24 protein-coding genes and 1 tRNA gene are annotated in these 24,760 nt (G+C 44.6%); 12 read left to right on the top strand and 13 right to left on the bottom strand.

Features of this window, described 5'->3' with window-relative positions:
- Window positions 1–18: 18 nt before the first annotated feature.
- Both fabG and gpmI read right to left on the bottom strand, forming a co-directional pair.
- Window positions 19–762 carry a 3-oxoacyl-ACP reductase FabG gene (fabG, locus tag Q0389_RS07370; RefSeq protein WP_298693218.1) on the bottom strand — a complete coding sequence of 248 codons (744 nt, stop codon included), beginning with the start codon at window positions 760–762 and terminating at the stop codon, window positions 19–21.
- 45 nt (window positions 763–807) lie between these two features.
- Window positions 808–2,283, bottom strand: coding sequence for a 2,3-bisphosphoglycerate-independent phosphoglycerate mutase (gene gpmI, locus Q0389_RS07365; protein ID WP_298693217.1), 1,476 nt, complete (start codon window positions 2,281–2,283; stop codon window positions 808–810).
- A gap of 92 nt (window positions 2,284–2,375) precedes the next feature.
- On the opposite strand from gpmI, the gene mraY reads away from it, so the two are divergent.
- From mraY to Q0389_RS07335, 6 genes are all read left to right on the top strand, one after another.
- Window positions 2,376–3,434 carry a phospho-N-acetylmuramoyl-pentapeptide-transferase gene (gene mraY, locus Q0389_RS07360; protein WP_298693216.1) on the top strand — a complete coding sequence of 353 codons (1,059 nt, stop codon included), beginning with the start codon at window positions 2,376–2,378 and terminating at the stop codon, window positions 3,432–3,434.
- Between the two features lies 1 nt (window position 3,435).
- Window positions 3,436–4,644, top strand: coding sequence for a UDP-N-acetylmuramoyl-L-alanine--D-glutamate ligase (murD, locus tag Q0389_RS07355; protein WP_298693215.1), 1,209 nt, complete (start codon window positions 3,436–3,438; stop codon window positions 4,642–4,644).
- Window positions 4,645–4,708: 64 nt separating this feature from the next.
- Window positions 4,709–4,784, top strand: a tRNA-Phe gene (locus Q0389_RS07350).
- A gap of 225 nt (window positions 4,785–5,009) precedes the next feature.
- A complete protein-coding gene (locus tag Q0389_RS07345; RefSeq protein WP_298693214.1) occupies window positions 5,010–6,017 on the top strand; it encodes a DUF3800 domain-containing protein in 1,008 nt (335 codons plus the stop codon).
- Between the two features lie 453 nt (window positions 6,018–6,470).
- Complete coding sequence (locus Q0389_RS07340) at window positions 6,471–6,794, top strand: hypothetical protein (protein ID WP_298693213.1); 324 nt, start codon at window positions 6,471–6,473, stop codon at window positions 6,792–6,794.
- A 22-nt stretch (window positions 6,795–6,816) separates the two neighbouring features.
- Complete coding sequence (locus tag Q0389_RS07335) at window positions 6,817–7,569, top strand: TIGR01458 family HAD-type hydrolase (protein ID WP_298693212.1); 753 nt, start codon at window positions 6,817–6,819, stop codon at window positions 7,567–7,569.
- Here Q0389_RS07335 and Q0389_RS07330 read toward each other — a convergent pair.
- The 5 genes from Q0389_RS07330 to Q0389_RS07310 all read right to left on the bottom strand — a co-directional run bounded on the left by Q0389_RS07330 (window position 7,566) and on the right by Q0389_RS07310 (window position 13,072).
- Entirely contained in the window at window positions 7,566–8,942 is a 1,377-nt protein-coding gene (locus Q0389_RS07330; RefSeq protein WP_298693211.1) for a sensor domain-containing diguanylate cyclase, read from the bottom strand. The genes Q0389_RS07335 and Q0389_RS07330 overlap by 4 nt on opposite strands.
- A gap of 179 nt (window positions 8,943–9,121) precedes the next feature.
- Window positions 9,122–10,594: an OprD family outer membrane porin gene (locus Q0389_RS07325; RefSeq protein ID WP_298693210.1), complete on the bottom strand. Its 1,473-nt coding sequence runs from the start codon at window positions 10,592–10,594 to the stop codon at window positions 9,122–9,124.
- The gene (locus tag Q0389_RS07320) at window positions 10,594–12,141 is read right to left on the bottom strand and encodes an FAD-binding oxidoreductase (RefSeq protein WP_298693209.1); all 1,548 of its coding nucleotides are present in this window, start codon (window positions 12,139–12,141) and stop codon (window positions 10,594–10,596) included. Before Q0389_RS07320 ends, Q0389_RS07325 begins: the two co-directional genes overlap by 1 nt.
- Before the next feature lie 12 nt (window positions 12,142–12,153).
- The gene (locus Q0389_RS07315) at window positions 12,154–12,732 is read right to left on the bottom strand and encodes a twin-arginine translocation signal domain-containing protein (protein ID WP_298693208.1); all 579 of its coding nucleotides are present in this window, start codon (window positions 12,730–12,732) and stop codon (window positions 12,154–12,156) included.
- A 10-nt stretch (window positions 12,733–12,742) separates the two neighbouring features.
- A complete protein-coding gene (locus Q0389_RS07310) occupies window positions 12,743–13,072 on the bottom strand; it encodes a cytochrome c (protein ID WP_298693207.1) in 330 nt (109 codons plus the stop codon).
- Between the two features lie 201 nt (window positions 13,073–13,273).
- Here Q0389_RS07310 and Q0389_RS07305 point away from each other — a divergent pair, with 201 nt between their 5' ends.
- Window positions 13,274–14,545, top strand: coding sequence for a histidine kinase dimerization/phosphoacceptor domain -containing protein (locus tag Q0389_RS07305; RefSeq protein ID WP_298693206.1), 1,272 nt, complete (start codon window positions 13,274–13,276; stop codon window positions 14,543–14,545).
- Window positions 14,542–15,288, top strand: coding sequence for a response regulator (locus tag Q0389_RS07300; RefSeq protein ID WP_298693205.1), 747 nt, complete (start codon window positions 14,542–14,544; stop codon window positions 15,286–15,288). Before Q0389_RS07305 ends, Q0389_RS07300 begins: the two co-directional genes overlap by 4 nt.
- Window positions 15,289–15,311: 23 nt before the next feature.
- Here Q0389_RS07300 and Q0389_RS07295 read toward each other — a convergent pair whose 3' ends face one another.
- The 6 genes from Q0389_RS07295 to Q0389_RS07270 form a co-directional block, all read right to left on the bottom strand.
- Window positions 15,312–16,160: a YitT family protein gene (locus tag Q0389_RS07295; protein WP_298693203.1), complete on the bottom strand. Its 849-nt coding sequence runs from the start codon at window positions 16,158–16,160 to the stop codon at window positions 15,312–15,314.
- A gap of 47 nt (window positions 16,161–16,207) precedes the next feature.
- Entirely contained in the window at window positions 16,208–17,653 is a 1,446-nt protein-coding gene (locus tag Q0389_RS07290; protein WP_298693201.1) for an aldehyde dehydrogenase family protein, read from the bottom strand.
- 81 nt (window positions 17,654–17,734) lie between these two features.
- Window positions 17,735–18,076: a hypothetical protein gene (locus tag Q0389_RS07285; protein ID WP_298693199.1), complete on the bottom strand. Its 342-nt coding sequence runs from the start codon at window positions 18,074–18,076 to the stop codon at window positions 17,735–17,737.
- A 74-nt stretch (window positions 18,077–18,150) separates the two neighbouring features.
- Window positions 18,151–18,636: a heme-binding protein gene (locus Q0389_RS07280; RefSeq protein WP_298693198.1), complete on the bottom strand. Its 486-nt coding sequence runs from the start codon at window positions 18,634–18,636 to the stop codon at window positions 18,151–18,153.
- An 81-nt stretch (window positions 18,637–18,717) separates the two neighbouring features.
- Window positions 18,718–19,101: a PaaI family thioesterase gene (locus Q0389_RS07275; protein ID WP_298693196.1), complete on the bottom strand. Its 384-nt coding sequence runs from the start codon at window positions 19,099–19,101 to the stop codon at window positions 18,718–18,720.
- 23 nt (window positions 19,102–19,124) lie between these two features.
- Window positions 19,125–20,246 (bottom strand): PLP-dependent aminotransferase family protein, encoded by a 1,122-nt coding sequence (locus tag Q0389_RS07270; protein ID WP_298693194.1) that lies wholly within the window; start codon window positions 20,244–20,246, stop codon window positions 19,125–19,127.
- A 103-nt stretch (window positions 20,247–20,349) separates the two neighbouring features.
- Here Q0389_RS07270 and Q0389_RS07265 point away from each other — a divergent pair, with 103 nt between their 5' ends.
- The 4 genes from Q0389_RS07265 (at window position 20,350) to gmd (ending at window position 24,757) form a co-directional block, all read left to right on the top strand.
- Window positions 20,350–21,243: a GyrI-like domain-containing protein gene (locus Q0389_RS07265; protein WP_298693192.1), complete on the top strand. Its 894-nt coding sequence runs from the start codon at window positions 20,350–20,352 to the stop codon at window positions 21,241–21,243.
- 172 nt (window positions 21,244–21,415) lie between these two features.
- On the top strand, window positions 21,416–22,543 hold the full coding sequence (locus tag Q0389_RS07260) for a glycosyltransferase family 4 protein (RefSeq protein WP_298693190.1): 1,128 nt from the start codon (window positions 21,416–21,418) through the stop codon (window positions 22,541–22,543).
- Between the two features lie 18 nt (window positions 22,544–22,561).
- Complete coding sequence (gene galE, locus Q0389_RS07255) at window positions 22,562–23,599, top strand: UDP-glucose 4-epimerase GalE (protein ID WP_298693189.1); 1,038 nt, start codon at window positions 22,562–22,564, stop codon at window positions 23,597–23,599.
- 42 nt (window positions 23,600–23,641) lie between these two features.
- Window positions 23,642–24,757: a GDP-mannose 4,6-dehydratase gene (gene gmd / locus Q0389_RS07250; RefSeq protein ID WP_298693187.1), complete on the top strand. Its 1,116-nt coding sequence runs from the start codon at window positions 23,642–23,644 to the stop codon at window positions 24,755–24,757.
- The last annotated feature ends 3 nt before the right edge of the window (window positions 24,758–24,760 follow it).

Raw genomic sequence — 24,760 nt, 5'->3', positions numbered from 1 at the left:
TCGCGCCCCAAGCGGCTTTTACATATACATACCGCCGTTGACCTTCAAAGTCTCCCCTGTTATGTAGCTGGCGTGATCGCTTAGCAAAAATGCGGTCGCTTCGGCCACTTCGCTTGCGTTCCCGAAACGTGCCATCGGTATTTTGGACGTAAACGAGGCTTTGATCTCCTCTTTGAGCTCATCGGTCATATCGGTTGCGATAAAGCCCGGTGTAATACAATTGTAACGGATTCCGCTGGTCGCCGCTTCGATTGCGAAACTCTTCGTCATTGCGATCATCCCCCCTTTGCTCGCCGCATAGTTGGTTTGTCCCGCGTTTCCGGTCTCCCCGACAATGGATGCCATATTGACGACGCTTCCGAATTTTTGTTTACGCATCGCTTTCATCGCTTCGCGGCATCCGATAAATGCCGAAGTGAGGTTCGCATCGAGTACGCCCGTAAACTCTTCGGCTTTCATGCGAAGAGCAAGTTTGTCATTGGTAATACCCGCATTGTTGACAAGGTATGAAAGTTCGCCGTCTGCATCCACGATTGTTTTGACCGCGTCCACAAATGCCGCTTCATCGCTTACGTCAAACCCGATCACCGCCGCTTCTCCTCCGGCAGCTTCGATCTCTGCCTTAATCGCATCGGCTGCCGCCGCACCGCTGCGGTAGTTAATCCATACTTTAAGCCCGTATCCCGCCAACACTTTTGCCACTTCCGCACCGATTCCACGGCTGGAACCCGTTACCAATACATTTTTACCGCTAAATTTCATTTGCTGTTTCCTTTGTTTTATAATTTTTCCCGCACGATACTGTCTTTAGATCAGCGGCATATCCATCTCTGCGGGAATTTCCAATCCCATCAGTTTCAACACGGTCGGCGCAATGTTATTCAGCGCACCGGAATGGACTTGTGTTACGCCGTCAGACATAACAAAGCACCATACTTTACCGACCGTATGATTCGTCAACATGTTCCCCGCATCATCACGCATCTCTTCACAATTGCCGTGATCCGAAGTCAATACCATCGCATAGCCGTTCCTTTGTGCCGCTTCGACGATACGTCCCAACTGCGCATCAACCGCTTCGACCCCTTTGACCGCCGCTTCGAAATTACCGGTATGCCCGACCATATCGCCGTTGGCAAAATTGACAACGATGAAATCGTATCCGTCGTCGATCGCTTTACCGCCGACATCACCCACTTCGGGAGCGCTCATTTCAGGTTTCATATCGTATGTTTTCACTTGCGGGCTCGGGATCAGTACACGTGTCTCGTTTTCGTACGGCTCTTCGATCCCGCCGTTAAAGAAAAAAGTGACGTGGGCATATTTTTCGGTTTCCGCCGTATGAAGCTGCCGCAATCCGGCACGACTGATCACTTCTGCCAAGGTATTTTTAGGGGCATCTTTCGGGAACAGTACCGGATACGGAAAGTTTTTATCGTACTGTGTCATCGTCGCGAGATGGGTAGGGACAAAGGTGCGTTTGAATCCGCTAAATTCCGGATCTCCGATCGCCGTCGTGATCTCCCGCATCCTGTCGCTTCGGAAATTGAGCATCAACACGGCGTCACCCGGCTGAACTCCCTCAAATCCCTCAAATGCCGTAGGAGTGATAAATTCATCCGTCTCGCCTGCCGCATACGCATTTTCGATATAGTCCGCGACGCTTTGTTCGCTTTTCGGATGTGCCGACATAATCGCTTCATACCCTTTTTGGACACGTTCCCATCGGTTATCGCGGTCCATCGTGTAAAAACGTCCCCCGATCGAACCGATTTTCACATTATTATAGCCGTGTGCATTGACCGTATGTAAAAAAAGTTTAGCCGATTTTGGCGCAACGTCGCGTCCGTCCGTGATGAGATGCAGCCACACCTCTTTGCCCTCTTCCGCCGCGATATCGGCGACACCCATCATATGATCGATATGAGAATGGACTCCTCCGTCACTCATCAAAGCAATCAGATGAAGGCGTTTGCTGGTTTTGAGCAACGATGAGAATAGAGGATTTTTCGCGAAACTCCCGTCTTCCAGCGACAATGAAATCTTAACGAGATCCTGATACAAAACCCGTCCGCTTCCGATAGACATGTGTCCGACTTCGGAATTGCCCATTTGTCCCTCGGGGAGTCCGACACTCAGGCCGAAAGTATCCACAAATGCGTGAGGAACTTCTTGAAACAACCGATCGTACGTCGGCTTCGATGCCGAACGAAACGCATTGTATTCATGCTTCGGCGAGTACCCGATCCCGTCAGTAATGACTAAAACAGTTTTTTTGCTCAAGTTAGCTCCTTGATTAATGAAACTTTGGGGGGATTATATTAAAATGTCACTTTTGCATTGCTTTTGAAATTTAATCACAAAGAGTTCACTGAATGTTATATTGGCTTCATCATGTTTTAGGGATCAACCTATTACAGTATATTACCGTGCGCGCCGGAGTCGCTTTTTTTATCGGGTTGCTGCTCACCCTCTTTCTGATGCCCCGTTTTATCGCCTGGGCCCAACGCTCGTCGCGCGTTCAGCCGATCAATGAATACGTAGCGGCCCATCAGGGCAAAGCAAAAACTCCGACGATGGGAGGGATCGTTTTTATCGTATCGACGATTATCGCTTCGCTTCTTACGGTCAATGTGATGAATCCGTTTGTCATCGGCGGACTGCTCACTTTAGTGTTTTATGCCTACATCGGCTTTACAGACGACTGGGGAAAGATCCGCGGCGGTGATAATCTCGCAGGTCTCAGCCCCCGTGCGAAGCTGATGCTACAGCTTGTATTCGGTATCGCTATCGGAGTTTTTTTGATCTTTGTCGCCAAACTCGAAACCGGTTTTTACGTTCCGTTCCTCAAATCGAGCCTTTTCGATATAGGGTGGTTCAGTATCGGTTTCTGGGTTCTCGTCATCATCGCTACGTCTAACGCCGTTAACCTCACCGACGGACTCGACGGGCTGGCAACCGTCCCCTCGATCTTTGCCCTTCTCTCACTCAGTATTATCGTTTACGTCGTCGGGAATGCCGCTTTGGCACATTATCTCTTGATGCCGAAAATTCCTGCCGGGGAGGTGGTCATCATCGCTTCGGCACTGATCGGCTCGCTCATCGGGTTTTTATGGTTTAACTGCCATCCCGCACAGGTTTTTATGGGAGATAGCGGTTCGTTAACATTGGGAGCTTTTATCGCTTATATGGCGATCATAGGGAAAAGCGAAGTCCTCCTGATCTTGATCGGGCTTATCTTCGTCATCGAGACGGTTTCGGTCATTTTGCAGGTCGGAAGCTACAAACTGCGCAAAAAAAGGGTCTTTTTGATGGCACCGATTCATCACCATTTCGAGATGAAGCAATGGGCTGAGAACAAAATCATCGTCCGATTTTGGATCATCGCGCTTCTTTCTAATATCGTCGCCCTAATTACATTGAAGATTCGCTAATATGGAAAAACGTAATATCGCCTGTTTCGGGTACGGCAAAACAACCCGCGCCATTGCCAAAGCTTTCGGTCCCTGCATCTTTTTTGACGACAAGATCACTGTTCCTTCTGCGGACGAAGAGGGGAACTTTCTCAAGCCCGTCACCGAATTCGATACGCGTCTTTTCACCCATGAAATCCCTTCACCCGGCTTTCCCCCTTCGCATACTCTTATCCAGCAAGCGTCGCATCTGATCAGCGAATATGACTTCTTCGCTCCGACCATGCCGTTTTCGATCTGGATCAGCGGCACCAACGGAAAAACAACGACGACTCAGATGGTAGAATACCTCCTCAGTGACAAAGGAGCCATAAGCGGCGGCAACATCGGTACACCGCTCGCCGAAATGTCGAGCGAAGCGCCGATCTGGATTTTGGAGACCAGTTCGTTCAGTATGCACTACACTGACGTCGCCCGTCCGAATATCTATGCCCTGCTCCCCGTTACCCCCGATCATGTAAGCTGGCACGGGAGCATGCAGGCCTATTTTGACGCCAAACTAAAGCCGCTTTCGATGATGAAAGAGGGAGAAGCAATCCTTTTACCGAAGATGTTTGCCGATGCACCGACAAAGGGGTTTAAAATCGTTTACGAGAACGAAAAAGACCTTGCCAAATACTTCGGATTCGACGCGAGCAGAATCAAATTCAAGGGTGCTTTTCTGATGGATGCGATGATCGCCATGGGTATCGATAAAATCCTCTACGATCGCTGCGATTATGACCGTATCAATGCGTTTATCCTCGATCCGCACCGCCAAGAAGAGTTCCGCGACTCCAGAGACCGTCTCTGGGTCAATGACTCCAAAGCCACCAACATCGATGCGACTCTCGCCGCTTTGCGTACCTATGCCGATTATCCCATCCATATCATCTTGGGAGGAGACGACAAAGGAGTCGAGCTCGAAGAGCTATTCGGGCCTCTTAAAAAATACGATGTTAGCGTCTATGCCATCGGAACAAACGCACTGCGCCTTGAAGCCTTGTGCAAGCAATACGATATCCCCTGCACCCTGTGCCATACCCTCGACGTGGCTGTGGAGCAGATCAGCAAAAAACACAACCGTCACAGTATCGCAATGCTCTCTCCGGCAGCGGCGAGCCTGGATCAATTTACCTCCTACGCGCAGCGCGGGAACCTCTTCAAAGAGTTGGCAAAAGCGACAAAATAATCGCTTTTTGCACTTTAAGCTATATTTTAAGCTTTCATAGCTATAATTTCGGCCTCACAAACGTGGCCAATTAGCTCAGTCGGTAGAGCAAATGACTGAAAATCATTGTGTCCTTGGTTCGATTCCGAGATTGGCCACCACCACTTTTTAAAAACTCCCTAAACAATGAACTTTCAAACACATTGAAAATTTCCTAAATCGTTTTTAACCACACTTTTTACCTATTTCAACCACAAAATTAACCACCAAACTCCCTATTTAATGGTTTTGGTCGCCTTGGTGCGATTCAGGTATTGGCCATCACTTTCTACTTTTCTATTAAATATTTAGATATATTCATAACCATTAAGTTCAAAGGACGTATTTTGCATATTTTCATCGATGAAGCGGGCGCATTTATCAAGCCAAAAGAAAATAAATCAAACGTATCTGCCATTGGTGCTTTAATAATTCCAGAAAATCAAATTGATTCAATATTTGAAGGGTTTGTAGCATTAAAAGAAAAATGGGGAATTGTAAATGATGAAATCAAAGGTAGCAAACTTGATGAAAAACAAATTTCAGATGTAATCCAGCATTTAAGTAATTACGATGTTATGTTTGAAACTGTAGTAATAGATATGCTTACACAAGATGAACAGTTAATCACTGAACATAAGATAGAACAAGCAAACTTTATTATTAAAAATATTACCGAAAAATTTAATTCTACTCTTATTGCTAATCTTCATCAAACTAAACAAGACATAGAAAACTTACCGAATCAGTTATATATACAAGCAAAATTAACAATAGAATTGTTAATGATTATACTTCAAAAATCAACACTATACTATTCACAACGCATTCCAACTTCACTGGCTAATTTTATTTGTTCGGTAGATGCAAAAAATCAAAAAATTACTACCTATGAAAAATTATGGAAATCTTTAATTCTTCCAATTTCACAAACAAGATTTTTACGAAATCCAATTATGTTTTTAAAAGAAGGCGATTATAGTCATTTTTTTAATTCACGGAAAATTTTTGAAATTCCAGAATACTTAGATGAAGTTACTGATGATAAAAATCCTGATAATTATTTTGACCCAAAAAGTATTTTTGGTGAAAATATTATTTTTGAGCATTCACAAAATAGTTTAGGATTACAGTTGGCGGATATTTTAACAACTGCCTTTCGAAGAAGTATGAATGGTAATTTACAATATGAGGGCTGGAACCAATTTGGAAAAATCATGGTTCAAAGTTCAGGACAAACAGTAGCTTTATTAGATTTGTCTAATACACAAAACACTTATAAATATGAATCCGAACCACTCTATTATGACGTTATTCAACATATACAAAAAACAAGAAAAAATATGTTGAAATAATCCCAGAAGTAATCAAGTAAAGATATCATAATATTTGACTCAAATATTATGAAACTTCATTTTATCGTCTTGAAGTCTTCATACAATTTAACCACAAAATTGACCACATATGGAGAATAAGATGATTTGTATAAAGTCCTATTTTACGGGATTCTTCGCTGAATACGCTTTTAAAAAAGACGAAAGTAGCATTCCGAGATTGGCCACCACCTTCAAAAACCATTCACCTCAAATCCTAAAAACAAACTTTCCGATCTAAATCCACGAAATTTTTTGTTTAAAGAAAATTGATTTTTATTCTCATAGTAAACATATTAATATCTCCGATAAACGCAGAGTGCTATATTTCAATCAGAACAATGGATCAATGTATGGTTCGCTAATCGGTGAACTTTCAGACGTATCACGACTCCTTAGTCGGAGCCGTCAAATAACCTTCTTAAAGGAGATGTTATGAATACACGCGGTACAACAATGCGTCAAGTCGCATTAATGAGTTTCGGACCGGATGAATCCGATGCTATGGCAGAGCTAGACACGCTATGGGTTCAAACCATGGATTTAAAACATGAAAATGCCCTCGTCTATCCGTTGGACATCATGGTCGAACACATCGGTGAAATCTATCCGATGAAATATATCGATACCGAAAATTGTATCCGCTATGAGGCGGAAAACGGTTCACAATGGCTTATCTCTAAAAGTCTGCAGATCGATGATGTCGACGCTTTTTTCCAACTCTATCTCCACCTCGACGAAGAGGAGGCGGCAGCCTAGATTTCAGGCTGTCGAGACTCATATGTTTGATCCTTCTATCAAAGCCGTTTTATGTGACATCGGCGGTGTACTCTATGTCGGTGACACCCCTATTCCCGGCGCGATAGAGACCCTTGTCAGGATCAAAAGCCGTTATTCTGTCCGTTTCGTCACCAATACGACGCAAAAGACCGCTCAGCAGGTTGTAGAAGCCCTTCGTTCAATGGGCTTTGACATTGCCGAAGATGAAGTTCTCACCGCGCTCGATGTGACGAAACTGTTTCTTAAAAACCATGACAGCCGGGGATTTTATCTCCTGACCGACGATGCAACCGCATTTTTCGACGATTTGAACGAAATCGAGCGGCAACATTACGTCGTTGTAGGCGATGCTCAGGAGAACTTTACCTATGAAAGACTCAACAAAGCATTTCGACTTTTGCAAAGCGGAAGCGAACTGATTGCCGTCGCCAAAAACCGCTATTTTAAAGACAACGACTATCAATTAAGCATGGATGCGGGTGGATTCGTCAGTGCTTTGGAATATGCCAGTGGAAAAGAGGCACATATCATCGGAAAACCGAGCCACGACTTTTACCGTCTTGCCTGCAGCAGTATGAATGTCGAACCTGCCGAATGCCTGATGATCGGAGACGATATCGAGAGTGATATTCTCGGGGCTCAGGAAGCAGGACTTAAAACCCTGCTGGTCAAGACGGGCAAGTTTGTAGTTCAGGATCTGGAATCGGGGATAATGCCCGATTTTATCGCGGATTCGATTGCCGATATCCCTTAGGCGTTATACATCTCCACACGATTTCTACCGTTCTTTTTCGCTTCATACAATGCTGCATCCGCTTTTTCAAACAACGTTTTCTTATCATCTTCGATGCTCATTTGGGCAATCCCGAAACTGAGTGTCATATTTTTATCGACATAGCTGAATGTATGCGTTTGTGCAATTTTACGCAGATTTTCGGCCAGATTACGTGCACCGTTCATCTCCGTAGAAGGGGTTAGGATCACGAATTCTTCCCCTCCCCATCGGGCAAAAATATCGCCGTTTTTAATATTACTCGCAACCAGATTGACTAAATCGATCAAAATAACGTCCCCTGCCTGATGACCGTAAGTGTCATTAACCAATTTAAAGTTATCCACATCAAAGATGATCAGGCTCAGCGGCACATTGTTTTGCTTTGCGTTCGCGATTTCAATCGCAAAAATATCTTCGAAATTTTCCCGGTTATTGATACCGGTGAGATTATCCCGATATGCCTTTTGTTCCAGCGTATTGGTCATCGAATAAAGTTCATCGACTTTTTGTTTCATCGCTTTATTGATATTTTTAAGCTGCTGCTTTGTCTCTTCGAGTTCCGTGATATCGTGTCGTATCGCTATGTATTCCACGACATCTCCGTCCACATCCAGGATCGGGATAATCGTCGTATCGACGATGTATTGTCCTCCGTCTTTTCGCATATTGGTTACGATACCGTTCCAGCTCTTTTTGGCCTTGATGGTATCCCACAAATTTTTAAACGTCTCCCTCTGCATATCCGGATGGCGGATGATATTGTGCGGCTTACCCACAAGCTCGTCGCGCGTATATCCCGAGATTTCGCAAAACTTGTCATTGACGTAGGTAATGACCCCTTTGGGATTGGTTTTTGAGACGATATTGCTTAAATCCACCGCTTTTTTATACTCGGCAAGGAGGTTAGAGTTTTCACTTTTGTAGTTTTTATTGCTTCCGATAATACTTTCAAAATTGACGGCGAGATCATTTGCCATCTCTAACGTCAGAGCATCGATTTCACTTTGCAAAGCATACGAAAGGTTCCCGTTTTCAAAAATAACGGATTCGATAGCATTTTTGAGTTTTGTGATAAGGGTAAAAAGATCGGCAGTCGTTACATTGTAATTATTGAGAAGCTGTAAAAAATCGATTTTAACCTGACACTCGGAGATCGTCGAGCGCCATTCAATAATGCTGATATAACAATCGCAAAATTCGTAAAATAAATGGGTATTTTTTTCAATAGCGGGGAGAGAATGCCGATGAAGCACGTTTTGCACTTCGCTTTTATTCATCCACCGTTTGATGATCTCATTTCTATGAACGCGCAGGAAATAGGAAAACTCTTCACTGTTTATAATCTTTATCACATTAACTCGCTTTTCGGGTCTTCTCAATGATCGAATACTATCATTGTAGTATAACAAGAGTAAATTTTTAGTATCATTAGGCATTAACAGTATATACAAAAAAATTGAAAGATTATTATAACTTTTGGAAGATGCGGTGCGACGGCTTTCTGAGAAATTCTCAGAAAACTGTTTTCGCATTAAAACATAAGGTTGAGAGCGACCCGAAGGTCTATATGATCGGTGGAAGCGTTGCCCGCAGCGTCATCATTATCGACCGAGAGTAATGTTATACCGCCGTCAAACCCTTTCACGCCGAAAAGCTTTTCATAATCCAGTGAAGCTTCTATGGCATTCGTATCTTGATACGCATTAGGTTTATAATACAGCAGTCCCGGACTTGACGAATACTGGTTGTCACGGTTAAAGAAAAGGTATTTTAGTCCTCCTTTTAATCCTTCCAGCCCTGCATAGCCGAAATCATATTCTGCCCCAAGCGAATATGCATCCGTGCCGCCGGTGTAGCATGAGGTATCGGTAAAACCGAAATGAGGCGACTGATAACGGGTACGCACCCACGACGCATTTCCGCCGACCGGAGAGACAAATCCTCCCCGTGCTGCGTTTCCGGAGACTCCACGAGTATTGGCATACGCCGCAGTGAGTGTAGCTCCCGCATACGAAACTCCCATCTTCGCTTCATAATGGTATGCATCGATATTGTCGATTCCCAATGCGATCAACGGCGATCCGGCTACCGGATGAGCCAGAGTGTCTTTGGTACCTCCGATCGCTTTTTGAGATGCCCACTGTACTCCCGCAAACAGATCGGTATCTGCCGCTTTAAGATGATAATCGGCCTGTAAATGCGGCATATCCATGACATCCCATACGCGGTAAAACCATCCCTGTAAAATTAATCCACTGATACCGGTGTAAATCGCACCGGCTACCGTAGCTCCGGCATTATCTTTTTCCGTCGTCAAATCGCCGTCTCCGTCTGCTAATCCTTCAAAAGATGATGCTCTGGAAATACTGACGAAATCGGAGGCTTTGACATTTTGTGAAGAACCTGCGAAGCTGTTGCTTTGTACCATATCCGGACCGCTCATACGGGTGGCGTGAGACAGTACAAGAGTCATATCGGGGATATTGACGTTTACAATCTGGGCCGCTTCAAACGTGTTGGGGACCAAATAGATGTCATGTGATGATGCAAACGGAGCATCGACCATCATACGTCCTATCTGAATGAATGTCTTTCCAAATGTCGCCTTGAGATATGCCTCGCCTAAAACGGCGTAGCTGTCCGCCCCCGATCCGTAAACGGTATTGACGCGCCCAAAGGCATCTCGGCTCTGTTTGCTTTGATCATTTTCAAAAAAGATCGATTCCACTTCATTCGGATTGCCCGAATTTAATCCCAAACCACTCGCAGAGAACATTGTCACTTTTGCCTGCACTCCGTACAAAGAAGCCGTCTCATACGAGAGGCGGAGTCCTATCCCCGTCCCGTATCGATCGTCTCCAACGTCATTGTACGTTTGAGCATACAGAGCCCGTACACCGCCGGAAAAATGTCCCTCGTTTAGTGCCGATACCAAGGAATCGGCACTAAACGCAGCTGAACCGATGAGGAACGCCACCCCACCTATACTCAAACGCGTTTTCATTAATAAATCCCGGATTTTCCGGGAGCCAAGATCCCTTTCGGATCGAGTGCCCGTTTGATTTTTTGGAATACTCCCCGGATTTCCGGTCCGTACGTTTCGCCAACCAAATCCATAAACCCGCTGCTTGTACGATAAACACCGTATCCCTGCTCCGCAAATTCACGTACCAGTTCCGCATAACAATCGTGCGCACGTTTCATCTCTTCCGGATCGTTTCGGTTATAAAGCAAATCGATGATATGGTGCATATCGCGCCAGCCAACGATGAACTCAGCTACATAGTCGAATCCATATTTATTCATGATTTTTTTAGCTAACGCCGATTGATTTAGAGTATGTTTCCCTTCCGCCGGAGATACCGGAGCAAACCACATACTCCCTCCGCCGCCTCTCCAATTGTAGAGACCGAATTCCTGAAGGGTCATATATCCACGCATCAAATCCGCACGGTATTTAAATACCGGATCATTGCCCATCTCTGCGGAGGTGAGGAATTTAATATTTTCAAAATTGGACGATAGAACCGATTTGATAATGTTCCAGTTCATTTCGTTCCCTTCAGGAGTGCCATACAATGCGGCGTACACATTCCATGTTCCCATACCCGTATGCTGTTTGATTTTTTCGATTTCCTCGTCGGTAATAGAACGGTTTCCGTCGACATAATCGGCACGACTGACGACACCGGCTGCTTCATACAAAGTACTGGCGATCGTGAACGCATTCGGAATAATGTTTGCGATACGAAGGGGACGAAGAACCTCAACGATTTTTTCGACATCTTCAACTTTGTCAAACGTGACGCAAAACGGTTTGTACGCCGGAGGTTCAGGCATGAGCCAAATCCCCATTTTCGTACAAATACCGTAGTTGCTTTGGGTGAAAATACCGTCCAAAGAAGGGCCGAATCCCCATTTGAAAACCGACCAGCTGGTCGAATTTTTGATTCCTCCCATACCGGTTTTGAAGCATGACCCGTCAGCTAAAACAACTTCCATACCGCATTGCATCATAAAGTGCTCGCCATATGGGGTATAACCGACACCGCGGTCCATCGTATTACCGACCGGACTGGCAATCGCACTCGGTGCAGGACAGGAGAGCCAGAGTTTGTATCCTTTTTCATGGATATAATCAAATAATTGTTGATAGGTAACCCCCGGTTCAAGTACCGCATAACACAAATCCGGATTAACTTCGATAATTTTGTTCATCTTATGAAGGTCAAGAATCACCGTTCCGCGTTGAGCCGGTGCAGCCGTACCGTAACCCATATTTTTACCGGTAGAAAACGTCCATAGCGGGATCACGTATTTGTTGCAGACTTTTACGATGGCGATAACTTCTTCTTTTGTGGATGCCTGAATCGCCAAAGCGGGCATATGTTCCTCGATCGGAACTGCCATCATGATCTTTTTATACGGTACCATTTCCTCATCGCCGATGAGCACATTATCGGCACCTACTATTTTTACAAATTCTTTAATTGCTTTATTCATTGTCTCTACCGAAACGTTTTTCGGCAAAGCAGTCAGTTTTTTACCCATTTAAGTCCCCTTTTAAGCTTTTAAAACAAAAGATACAAACGCATTTTTAGATGCATGATCCGACACAAAATCAACCTGTTTTGCCATTGCCGATGTATGATATGTTCCGCTCGTGTGATACGAGCAGAGCACTCTTCCGTATTGATCGGTATTCAACGATGCAAACTGATCAAATGCTTTTTTAGCCGATGTCATCGCAAACGTACTTTCAGTGTGTGCTATTCCTGAATAAACCGGAGTATGAGCGATCTCAGATACGAACGAAAGCGAATTTGTCATGGCGACATGGTTTAAAAGCACATGATCGCTTGGGGTCAAAAGTCCGCAAAAGATTGCTCTGGGATTATTTTCAATCGCACGGGTCAATGTATACAGATTGTTCATACCGTCTGTCCCGAGCGAAATCACCTCATCCGCTTTACCTCCTTTTTCCAATGCACTGCGGTATCCCGTCTCATAAGCAGATTCGGATACGATAGCGATAACTTTTTGTTGGGCCTCCTTACCGAACGTCGCAGCCGAAAGCGGAGAATACACAGCGGCTGTCGCAGCCGCAAGCGCAGTATTTTTTAAAAAATCTCTACGAACCATGGCTTGCTCCTCAATGTACGGACGGATCGGTGATCGTACCGTTGGCCAATTTGGTAGCCAAGTCTCTCAACGTCGTATCGTCGATTTCCGATTTTCGGAAAGCAGGCATCGCGTTACTGCCGTGTCTAACCGTTTGAAAAATCCCTTCAGCCCGTAGCTTTATACCTTCAGCATCATCCATCTTGGTAAAAATAGTATGCGGAGCGGTCTTAAGCGAATGACAATGAAAACACACTTTTTGAAAAGCGTGTTCTCCATTTTTAAATTTAAAATTTTGACCCTGCTCTACCGCAAAGACAGAATACGTCATTAATAACAGACTTACAGCCAACTTCTTCATATAACCCCCTCAATAAGTTTTGAACGGGGTAAATATAAACTAAAAAATTCGCATAAAAATCGCATGTATCGGTTTTAAAAAAAATTCATTTATGACGAGAATAATTTGACTTTTTACCGCTTATATAGGATAAAATGATGCACTCAAAGAGGGCTTCGGATTAAGAAAAAGGAATGAGAATTGATCTCTAAAATCAAAAAAATGTCCACGGATAATCGCGCCAAAATACAGGCACTCGGGTTCGCAATCGTCGGAGTTATCGGAGTGGCTGTCGTGGACAGGGTATCGATTCACCTGATTACTCCCGGAGACGATACATTCAGTCTTCCTTTTTTTATCGGTGTCGTATTTTTTATCCTCAGTGCTTTCTTCTTGTATACGTTATTAAGACGTACGGCTCTTATTGCAGAAGACGCTCTTATTAAACTCTCTGAATACCAGAAAAAAGAGAAAGAAGAACTCCAGCTTTTTAACTTTGCACTCGACAACAGTGCCGATGCCATTTACTGGTTTACCATGGATACCCATTTTTTTTACGTCAACGATGCCGCTTGTTCTATGCTCGGTTATTCGAAAGAGGAACTTTTGACAATGTCGCTGGAGAGCGTCGATCATGCCTTCCCTACAGAACAGGGAGAGCAATTTCTACGCGAAATCAAGGAACGCAAAAAATTGCGTTTTGAACGTATGCAAACCCGTAAGGACGGCAGTATTTTCCCGGCAGAAATCTCTGCCAGTTATTTTTACAGTACGGAGCAGGAATTTATCTGTGCTTTCGGGCGAAATATCACCGAACAAAAAGAGAAAGAGAAAATCATCATCGACCAGAATGCCGCATTAAAAAGTTCTTTGCAAGACAAGGAAGTTTTGATAAAAGAGATTCACCATCGTGTCAAAAACAATTTGGAAGTTATCTCTTCTCTCCTGCAAATGCAAAATCGGCGTGAAACAAACCCTTATGTCAAAGAGGCTCTTTCCAAAAGCCAAAGCCGTATTTATGCGATCGCATTGGTGCATGAGATGCTTTACCAAAACAGTGATCTCGCGACGATCAATATGAAGTCGCATCTCGAACGTCTTTCCCGAGCAATGATCGATCTGTACGCCCAGCATAAAAATATTACATTCCACCTCAATGCCGAAAATATTTTTTTGACGATGGATGATGCGGTTCTCGTCGCCTTGATTATTCATGAACTTTTTTTGAATGCAATCAAACACGCTTTTGTCGGATTAGAGAGCGGAAGCATTGATATTTTTATTCGAAACGGAATCAACGGTTCGGTTATTTTCGGCGTCAACGATAACGGAGTGGGAATCAACGGCGATACGGTAAAAACATCTGCTTCGCTAGGATGTCAGCTGATTAATACTATCACGGAGGTGCAATTAAACGGCGAAATCGTTTCTGATTCTTCCAACGGTTTTAAATGTTCCATCACGTTCATCCCTAAAGAGAAAGGAAACGCTTGAAAGCAAAAATTTTGATCGTCGAAGACGAAAGCATTATCGCTCTCAATATCAAAGAAATGTTGAGCGATTTTGACTATGAGATTGTCGGAATTGCCGCCAACGGTACAAAAGCTCTTCAACTCGTAACGGCCAAAACACCCGATCTGGTTTTGATGGATATCACACTTCAAAACCGGGAAGACGGGATCGAAGTTGCCGAAGCAATTTCCAAAATATATTCCGTACCGATCGTCTTTTTGACGGCGAACGACAAGAACAAGACAATCGATCGTGCGATCAACATCAAACCTTACGGCTACGTCCTCAAACCGTTTAAAGCGGTTGAATTGAAAACAGCTGTAGAAATTGCTCTTAAAACCTTTTCCGAAGCTCAAAAGCTCACGGCTAAAATCAGTGATATCACCTCTGAAAATTTGTCGCTACAAAGCAAGCTGCGAGTCGATGAACACGCCAAAAAAAGGTTGATTAACCTTCCGCACGGCTACTTGTACGATACCGAAAACTTTGAGCTTCTACTCAACGGTGAAAAGTTGGAGTTGAATGAAAAAGAGAATAAACTGTTGAAACTGTTGATAAAAAATCTGGGCAAAGTCGTCACGGTTGAACAAATTGAAGATTATGTTTGGGATGGGGAACTGGTCGGAGAAGGGGCATTGCGATCCCTAATGTTTAGACTTCGGCAAAAACTGCCGAAGGATTTTATCGCCTGTCATTCTAAAATCGGATATAAAATCACCCTCTGATCTTTCCAAAAAGAGGCTCTTTCCTAATGAAGTTCAGAGGCTTCGATCACTACTAAAAATCCCTCTTGATCATATGCTTTTACGATCTCGCGCACGGCACGGATCTTTTGGTTTTCTATAATAAGCATCAATACTTTCTGCGTTTCGTCAGGATCACCTCCGACCCCTTCGAGAATAACGCCTTCACGTCCCAAAGATTCGATAATATGATGACTTAAAAGTTTCACATTTTTTGAAAAGATGTGGACCACTTTTTTAGAAGGTCTTCCGGAGATGATCGTATCCAATCCTCTCCCCGTCGCATAAACGACGATCAAACTCAACAAAGCGCTCTCTACCCGTTCAAACGCAATCCCAGCGACTATGACAATGACGAAATCCATCGCGATGATTATATTGTTCTGTTTCCATTGCATCCGATCCGCTATATAGCGCGCTATAATCGACGGACCTCCGGCAGAAGCATTGCCGGCGATCATCAACCCTAAACCGATTCCTATCGCTATACCACCGAACAAACTGGCTAAAAGCGGGTTATTCGTCCATGCCGCTACCTGAAAATATTCGCGCAGCATATCCACCGTCGATGATGAAACGACAATCGAAAAAACAGTCCGGACAGCGAACCCTTTGCTGATAAACTTAATACTCATCAAAACCAGCGGAATATTGATCAAAAACATCAGTATCCCTGCGGGAATTCCGCTAAAGTAGTTAATCAGAATCGAAATACCGGGAGTCCCTCCAGCGACGATATGATTCGGAATCAAAAATAACACGACCCCCAATCCCAGTGATACAGCGCCGAAAAAGACGAAAATATATTTTTGCACCTCTTCGTTAATCGGGAAATCTGCAAATCTGTTAATCATAATAAAACCTGTGTCCGTAAAGTTGAAGCTCCAAAGTACTCCATGAGTTAAAAAGGATAAGAACGGTTTCCAGCTGCTTCGACGGTGACCCATTTGAGTTCCGTCATCTCTTCGATCGCGAAATGTCCCCCCTCGCGTCCCATACCGCTTTCTTTGACTCCGCCGAAAGGAATGTGGGCTTCATCCTGAATGGTCGGGCCGTTGATATGTACCATACCCGATTCAATCTCTTCTGAGAGTTTCAATGCCGCGCTAAGGTTATCCGTAATGACCGATGAGCTGAGACCATATGTACTGTTGTTAGCTAATTCGATGACATGATCGATATCACGCGCTTTGATTATCGCTGCAGCCGGGCCGAATGCCTCTTCATGAAAGATCACCATCTCTTCGGTGACATCGGCAATAACTGTCGGTTTATAAAAGCATCCCTCATGTTCGCGTCCGGAAAGGAGGGTTGCCCCTTTGTACAGCGCATCATCGATAAGCCCGTCGATAAAACGGCATTGTGCTTCTTCAATCAACGGTCCGATAATCGTCGTCGGATCTTCAGGGTTTCCTACTTTCAGCATTTTGACTTTAGCCGCAAATTTTTCGCAGAATGCATCATAAATATCGGCTTCGACGATGATACGTGATCCAGCCATGCAGATCTGCCCCTGATGGAGAAATATACTGAATATCGCCGTATCAACGGCATAATCGATATCCGCATCTCCAAGTACGATCATCGGTGATTTGCCGCCTAGTTCAACCGTACATTTTTTTAAATGCATCGCTGCAGAAGCCGCTACCAGTTTGCCGACACGGGTAGAACCCGTCAATGTAATCATCTCAATGCGTGGATCGCTCTGAAAAGTCTCCCCCAAATCGCCGCTCGAACAAGGGATAATATTTAGGACTCCATCCGGCAATCCTGCTTCTTTAAAAATTTCACCGAAAATAAGTCCGCAAATCGGCGTATGACTGGAAGGTTTAAGGACGAATGCATTGCCCGCAGCTATTGCCATGGCAAATTTTTTCGTACTTAAAATCATAGGGGCGTTAAACGGAGAGATACCGGCAATGACTCCTAACGGGCGACGTGTACTGTACGATAACACTCCCGGATCATTCGACGTAAAGGTTTGGCCGAAGACCCGTCTTGCTTCACCGGCAGCTACCCGCAAAATGTCTGTAACAAGTCCGATTTCAAACATTGCTTTGGCATACACAGAACCGCTTTCCCGCATTAAAATCGTTCGGATTTCATCCGTACGACTCTCAAAGATATCTGCTGCCTTCAGTAATACCGCCTCTTTTTCGCGCGGAGTCGTTTTAGCCCAAAGCTTAGATGCCGCATACGCGGTGCTGATCGCTTCTTCTATATCCTCCGGACTGGCTAAATGGACTTTTGCAAATACTGCTCCTGTTGCCGGATTCACATCATCGATCACCTTTCCCGGATGGGAAGGTTTATTTTTTCCATTGATAAACGGCATGTACTCTTTCATAAAACGAAGCTCCTGTGTAAAAAGTTGCGTCCATCTTAAAGAAAATTATTCGCAAAAAACTCGCACCGTTCGTTTCGTGGTTCAGACATCGTGATGATAGTGATCTAGTACCCGCTTGTATTCTTCATAAACTTGAATTGGAGAGAAAGGAGAGTCGTACATTTGAAGGATTTGACGGATAAACTCGATAGGATACTCGATTGTCAGGCCGTGATTACGTTCGTAAATTTGAGAAAGGAGATCATACATCCCGGTATAAACCTCCGGATTTTCTTGTCGAAGCCGCATCAGATTTTCTTCCGCTCTAATCAGCGATTCGTCATTAAACTCACCCCGTTCGTGAATCGTTTTACGTATTTCCACATACTCTTTGAGACTTTTTTTATGCTGTACGTAATCGGTAAAAATTTCTATAAGGGACATCGTTTCTCCGAAAAAACTCTTTCGGAAAATTGTACGTTTTAACCTTCGCAAAAAAATCGCGCCGATTCATACCTCTATTCGTCAGAGGCGAAAACGAGCCTGTCTTCGACTGTTTTCAAAGCAGCCTCGGCACATGAGGCGTCTTTATCACCCCCCGGAGCACCGCTAACACCGATGGCTCCTAGCAGCGTCCCGCCGGAGATGACGGGGAGAGCTCCTTCCATGACGATAATTCCGTCGATGTGGTTGAGTTCCTGACGGATATCTTCACGGTTTTTACGGAATACTCCGCTATCCGTTCCCGACAAAATGACCGTATTGGCCTTGCGCTGTGCGATCTCGGTCGTGAACCGGCTGGCATAAACATCCCGTAACGCGACTTGCAGATTCCCACTGCGGTCCACCACGACCGCACTTACCTGATATCCCCGTTCACGGCATGTTTTTACCGCTTCCTGTGCAATTACGGTCGCAAGTTCCAATGACATTTGTTTATAGCTGACAACATCTCCCGCCCAGAGAGAAGAAATCACTGCCAGAACCGATAGCAAAGCTTTCATGAGGATCCCTTTCGCATAAATAAATACCGCAAAGTCTACCCCCTGAATGTAAAATTAATGTAAAATTCTCTATTAATAGCGTCAGGATTTATCCTCGATCACGGCGTACGTTCCCGTCGCAAAAGCGACCAGATTTTCTCCGTCATAAAGTTCGATTTTGACAAAAGAGGTACTTCTTCCCTGACGCACGACATTTCCGATGGCACGCAAGGATTTTCCTACAACCGGTTTGAGATAGTTGATCTTGATCTCCATCGTCACCGAAGTGTGCCCTTCAGCGAGGTTCGAGACTGCGGCATACCATCCCGTGTTGTCCATCAATGTCGAGATAACTCCGCCGTGTACAAATCCCATATGCTGAAGATGATACGCTTCGACGGAAAGTTCGACCTCCGCCATCCCCCTGTCATAACGGATCAACTTGCCGCCGATATGTTCTAAAAAAGGAAATTTGATTTCATGCATGGGCTTCTTCTCTTTGTAATTTCTTACGCACTTTGCCGTATTTTGACAAATTCTCTATACGTTTCGGCGATAATCGAAACGCCTCTGAACATTTCAGCAAATGTCGAATGGGTAAAGTTAAAACGTGCTTCGGAACTTTTCGGCGAACCGTCATAAAACTCTCCGCCCGGTACGAATACCGCTCCTCTTTTTAAACATTCCATAGCCAGGGCATGTGCATCGATATCGCCTTCAAACGTACCGTAAATAAACATCCCCCCCTTCGGCTTTTCAAAGACGAACTCGGGTAAAAGAATCTTTAATTTGTTCGCAAGATAATCGCATTTGGTTGCGTATACCGCCCGAATATTCGGTAAATGCGTATCGAACGCGCCTCTTTGCCAGAAATCATCGGCGATCATTTGCGAAAGAGTCGACGTATGCAAATCCGAACGCTCTTTCAGTGCCAAAATCGGCTGAAGCCATCGGCTCTCTGCCCGTATCCATCCCAGCCGCAATCCCGGAGCGAGAATTTTGGAGAACGACCCGACATGGATCGTATTCGCAGGGGCGAACATTGCCAGAATCGGCATCTTTTCTTCGAAATACAGCTCCATATAGGCTCCGTCTTCCACAATCAGCCCCTCATGTTTGAGTGCACTGTGTGCAAACCGCTTCCGCTCCTGTAGAGTATAGCACTTCCCTGTCGGGTTTTGAAAGTCACACATCAAATAAGCCCGTTTGGTTTTGGAAAAATGGTATTCAAACGCTTCTAAATCACTTATCGGCGTCGGAAACAGAGGACATCCGTTTGCGTTGAACGCATTCAATGCTCCCAGATAGGCGGGAGCTTCTACAACGGCACCCTGTTTGAAATGGACACGACTGATCAGATCCAGTGCCTGCTGTGCCCCCGTCGTGATCAAAATCTCATCTTTCGTTGTCTCTAAACCCATCGCCGTGTAATACGCCGCCAGTTTTTCACGCAGTTGAGGAATCCCTCCGCTAAACGAATACTGCAGGGATTTAGGATCGTTCAAGACCTCTTGTGCCGATTGGGCGATAGCATCCATCGGAAAGAGTTTTTCATTGGGCAATCCACCCGCAAAAGAGATCGTATCGGAATTAATCGTCTCTAAAATTTCACGGATAAACGAACGTTTCATTGCATATCCTTTTTTTTCCGACATTGTAGAAAAAACAGAAAACTTATTCTTTATCCAAACAGGCAAAATTATTATCCAAAATATACATTTTTGCGATTCATTTATGCTAACATTAGATATGAAGCGCGAAACCAAAAACCAAAGAGCCGATACCGTCAATAGTGTCCTCTCCTATATTTACCTCCATATCGATTCGGATCTCAACGTCAATGAACTGGCTTCGCTCAATCACCTCAGCCCCCATCACCTTCACCGTATCTTTAAAGAAGAGACGGGGAGAAACCTATACGAAACGATCAAGTCGATCCGTCTGCAAAAAGCGGCCAGCCTGCTGTTAACCAACAAATACGCAACCATTTCCCAAATCGCCCGGATGTGCGGCTACAGTTCCCAAACTTCCTTTATCAAAGCGTTTAAAGAACGGTTTCAGACTACTCCCAAGATATGGAGAAACGGAGCCTATCTCACGTATTCCAAAAAGATCATCGAAAGCTCCAAAAGCGCCAGCGAATCGCTCCGCGATTTCAGCGGTACGATTCCAAAAATCATCCGTACCGCACCGATCCGTGCCGCCTATATCCGCCATAACGGTTACGACATCTCGATCAAAAACAGCTGGAACCGCCTCTATGCATGGAGCCTGGAAAACCGTATCGGGGAGAATGCACGGCAAATCGGTTTTCACCATGATAATCCGACGATCACCCCTCTGAGCGAATGTGCCTATATCGCCGCGATCGAAATCGACAAAGACATCCATCCGCACGGAACGGTCGCCTGTTTTGAAATCCCGGCTTCGTTATGCGCCGTTTTTCATATCAGCGGAAAATACGGCGATGTGCTTCGCTTTATGCAATACGCCTATCTGATATGGCTTCCGTACAGCGGATTTGAGGCCAAAACCCTTCCCCCCTATGCCATCTACCGCAATAACCACTTTTTAAACGAAACGGGGGAATTCGATCTAGAGTTTTATCTTCCGATCACGGTCTTGTAACGATCTTTTTTGCAAAATCAGCCTTTTTTCACTGTACTGATTACAATTCGGTTACATTGACGATGTAACATACGTTAAAACCTACTAAAAGTATCCAAATAATATGCAAAAACTATTTCAAATAAAAAAAATTGCTCAAACAATTAAGAAGAATTAGACTATAATTTTTATCATGCAGCTAATATTTTTTTTCTCTACTTTTTTACTGGCATCGACTTTTCTAGCTCTGCTTATCCGGTACTCAGATATAGTTGGGATGGTTGATATCCCCAATAGCCGAAGCGCGCACAAAAGGGCAACACCACGCAGTGGTGGAATCGCTATTTTCGGTGCTTTTATGCTGAGTAGTCTCCTTTTTAATCTCGCTCAATTTGTCGAATATTTTTACATTTACAGTGCTATATCCATTATTTTTCTGATCGGTTTTCTAGATGACAAGTTTGATGTTTCTCCGCGTTTGAAATTTCTTTTTATCTTTATTTCCACATTGATCCTTTACCTTTATGGGGTAGAAATATCTTCTATCGGAACTTATTTCGGCTATACCCTCAATCTCACGGCATGGATCATTCTTCCTTTCACCTTTTTTGCTGTAGCCGGGTTCACTAACTCTCTCAATCTGATGGACGGTTTAGACGGTTTGGCGGGATCAATCGCACTCATCATACTGATCGCTTTTTTATCGATCGGGATTTTAAACAATGACGAACTGATGATTACCCTCTCTCTATCGCTGATCGGGACGATCATCGCATTTTTACTCTTTAACTGGAATCCAGCAAAAATCTTTATGGGGGACAGCGGCTCTTTGACAATCGGTTTTATCATTGCTCTTTTGAGTATTTTATCTCTGCAATATATCAATCCAACTGCCGTATTGTTTATTATCGCATTGCCGTTATTGGATACGTTCATCGTCATGACACGGAGAATTCAGCGCGGTATTTCACCATTCAGCGCCGATAAAAACCATATCCACCATTTCTTGTATAACGTCAAGATGGATGTTCCTTTCGTCGTTATCCTGCTTGCATCGATCCAAGGAGCGTTTACGCTGATCGGTTACCAGATACGAAGTGCGGAAAGTGTTTTATCGTTGCTTCTATTTTGCCTGATGTTTTATATCTTTTTGTCGCTCTTTGACCAACGGCTTAAACGTCGTAAACAAAAAGGGATCACCAAAAAACGGTTTGCCGCGATACGGACAAAAGTATCTAAACAAAAACCTGTTGAAACGTCAACACCCGATATACCAGATGAGCAAGAGGCCCCATCAATGATTCCCAATGTTCAACACTAACCTATACATGGAGCATTTATGAAAATCCTTATTACCGGCGGAGCAGGATATATCGGAAGCCATGTCGTTAAACAGTTCTTGGAAAAAAGCGATCATGACATCATCGTCTTGGATAATCTCTCTACAGGACACGAAAGTACACTCGATACTCTTGAAAAAATCTCTCGGCAAAGCGGACGCGGAACACTCCGTTTTTACCGTACCGATTTAGCCGATTTTGCAGCAGTCGAAAAAATCTTTCTGACCGATACGTTTGATGCCCTCATCCATTTTGCCGCCAGTATCGTTGTTCCCGAATCAGTCACCAATCCGCTGAAATATTATATGAATAACACGGTCAATACTACCAATTTAATCCGGCTATGCCATGAGTACGGTGTTACTAAAATGATTTTCTCCTCCACCGCAGCCGTTTACGGGGAACCCGATTTTACTTCCATGTCCCATACCGATAACGAGATAAAAATTACGGAAAACATGCCGACTAAACCAATCAATCCATATGGAATGAGCAAACTGATGAGTGAAACGGTCATACGCGATACCGCAGCCGCCTACAGCCAATTCAAATACGTTATCCTCCGCTATTTCAACGTCGCAGGAGCCGATATCCAAAACCGAATTGGGCAAAGCTTCCCGGATGCAACCCATTTAATAAAAGTAGCCGTACAAACAGCGATAGGAAAGAAAAACAAACTTTCTATCTTTGGAGATGACTATGATACGCCGGATGGAACCTGTATCCGCGATTATATCCACGTCGAGGACCTCGCATCGGCTCATATTCGTGCCTTGGGCTACCTTGATGAAGGCCATGAAAGCGATATTTTCAACTGCGGATACGGGCATGGATTCAGCGTTCGAGAAGTAATCGAATCGGTTAAAAAAGTAAGCGGTGCTGATTTCACGGTAGAAATAGCTCCCCGCCGTCCTGGCGATCCGGCCTTGCTGATTGCGGATAATACTAAAATAAAAAACGCGTTAGGGTGGCAGCCGCAATATGACGATCTCTCGTTGATATGCAAAACCGCCCTAGAATGGGAGAAAAAAATATGATTTTTCACTCTTTACCTTTCAAATCAGTTACAAAGGAACCGCATGTCTAAAGTCGCACTCATCACCGGAATAACCGGGCAAGACGGAAGCTATCTAGCCGAATTTTTACTCAAAAAAGGGTATATCGTCCATGGTATCAAACGCCGTACCTCCCTTTTCAATACCGATCGGATAGACCATCTCTATCAAGACCCGCATGTCGATAACCGTAATCTGTTTCTCCATTACGGCGATATGACCGACAGTATGAATCTAACCCGTATCATTCAAGAGGTTCAACCTGATGAGATTTACAATCTCGCTGCAATGAGCCATGTTGCCGTCTCTTTTGAAACCCCTGAATACGTTGCTAACGCAGATGGAACCGGGACTCTGCGTATCCTTGAGGCGGTCAAGCTTTTGGGATTGACCAAAAAAACCAAAATTTATCAGGCATCGACCTCGGAACTTTACGGCAAAGTCCAGGAGACTCCGCAGTCGGAAACGACTCCGTTCTATCCCCGTTCTCCCTATGCGGTTGCCAAAATGTACGCATACTGGATCACGGTAAACTACCGCGAGGCATACGGAATGTTCGCTTGTAACGGTATCCTTTTCAACCATGAGTCTCCGGTGCGCGGAGAGACTTTCGTTACCCGCAAAATCACCCGCGCCGCTTCCAAAATCGCTCTAGGTCTTCAGGATAAGCTTTTCCTCGGAAATCTCGATGCCAAACGGGACTGGGGGCATGCAAAAGATTATGTTCGCATGATGTGGATGATCCTTCAAGCCGAAGAACCCGAAGACTGGGTTATTGCAACGGGTCAAACAACTATGGTGCGTGATTTCGTCCGCATGGCATTCGGATATTGCGGCATCGAGCTTGAATTCGTCGGCACCGGAGTAGATGAAAAAGGGATCGTAAAATCGTGCAGCAACCCGGAATATCAGCTCGAAATCGGCCGTGAAGTCGTTGCCGTCGATCCACGCTATTTCCGTCCGACCGAAGTTGACCTCCTCCTCGGTAACCCGACCAAAGCCGAACAAAAACTCGGCTGGAATCGTGAATACAACCTCAAGGAGCTTGTGGACGATATGATGAAATCGGATCTTAAACTGATGACGAAAGACGTCTATCTCCAAGAGGGCGGCTATAAAATCATGAGTTATTTCGAGTAAACC

Source organism: uncultured Sulfuricurvum sp. (assembly GCF_937936435.1).
Taxonomy (GTDB): Bacteria; Campylobacterota; Campylobacteria; order Campylobacterales; family Sulfurimonadaceae; genus Sulfuricurvum.
This window is presented reverse-complemented; position numbering and strand designations above follow the sequence as displayed.

Coding starts and splice junctions, on each gene's coding strand:
- fabG (WP_298693218.1), bottom strand. CDS start 762: ATGAAATTTAGCGGTAAAAATGTATTGGTAACGGGTTCCAGCCGTGGA.
- mraY (WP_298693216.1), top strand. CDS start 2,376: ATGTTATATTGGCTTCATCATGTTTTAGGGATCAACCTATTACAGTAT.
- murD (WP_298693215.1), top strand. CDS start 3,436: ATGGAAAAACGTAATATCGCCTGTTTCGGGTACGGCAAAACAACCCGC.
- Q0389_RS07340 (WP_298693213.1), top strand. CDS start 6,471: ATGAATACACGCGGTACAACAATGCGTCAAGTCGCATTAATGAGTTTC.
- Q0389_RS07335 (WP_298693212.1), top strand. CDS start 6,817: ATGTTTGATCCTTCTATCAAAGCCGTTTTATGTGACATCGGCGGTGTA.
- Q0389_RS07325 (WP_298693210.1), bottom strand. CDS start 10,594: ATGAAAACGCGTTTGAGTATAGGTGGGGTGGCGTTCCTCATCGGTTCA.
- Q0389_RS07320 (WP_298693209.1), bottom strand. CDS start 12,141: ATGGGTAAAAAACTGACTGCTTTGCCGAAAAACGTTTCGGTAGAGACA.
- Q0389_RS07315 (WP_298693208.1), bottom strand. CDS start 12,732: ATGGTTCGTAGAGATTTTTTAAAAAATACTGCGCTTGCGGCTGCGACA.
- Q0389_RS07310 (WP_298693207.1), bottom strand. CDS start 13,072: ATGAAGAAGTTGGCTGTAAGTCTGTTATTAATGACGTATTCTGTCTTT.
- Q0389_RS07305 (WP_298693206.1), top strand. CDS start 13,274: ATGTCCACGGATAATCGCGCCAAAATACAGGCACTCGGGTTCGCAATC.
- Q0389_RS07295 (WP_298693203.1), bottom strand. CDS start 16,160: ATGATTAACAGATTTGCAGATTTCCCGATTAACGAAGAGGTGCAAAAA.
- Q0389_RS07290 (WP_298693201.1), bottom strand. CDS start 17,653: ATGAAAGAGTACATGCCGTTTATCAATGGAAAAAATAAACCTTCCCAT.
- Q0389_RS07285 (WP_298693199.1), bottom strand. CDS start 18,076: ATGTCCCTTATAGAAATTTTTACCGATTACGTACAGCATAAAAAAAGT.
- Q0389_RS07280 (WP_298693198.1), bottom strand. CDS start 18,636: ATGAAAGCTTTGCTATCGGTTCTGGCAGTGATTTCTTCTCTCTGGGCG.
- Q0389_RS07275 (WP_298693196.1), bottom strand. CDS start 19,101: ATGCATGAAATCAAATTTCCTTTTTTAGAACATATCGGCGGCAAGTTG.
- Q0389_RS07270 (WP_298693194.1), bottom strand. CDS start 20,246: ATGAAACGTTCGTTTATCCGTGAAATTTTAGAGACGATTAATTCCGAT.
- Q0389_RS07265 (WP_298693192.1), top strand. CDS start 20,350: ATGCTAACATTAGATATGAAGCGCGAAACCAAAAACCAAAGAGCCGAT.
- Q0389_RS07260 (WP_298693190.1), top strand. CDS start 21,416: ATGCAGCTAATATTTTTTTTCTCTACTTTTTTACTGGCATCGACTTTT.
- galE (WP_298693189.1), top strand. CDS start 22,562: ATGAAAATCCTTATTACCGGCGGAGCAGGATATATCGGAAGCCATGTC.
- gmd (WP_298693187.1), top strand. CDS start 23,642: ATGTCTAAAGTCGCACTCATCACCGGAATAACCGGGCAAGACGGAAGC.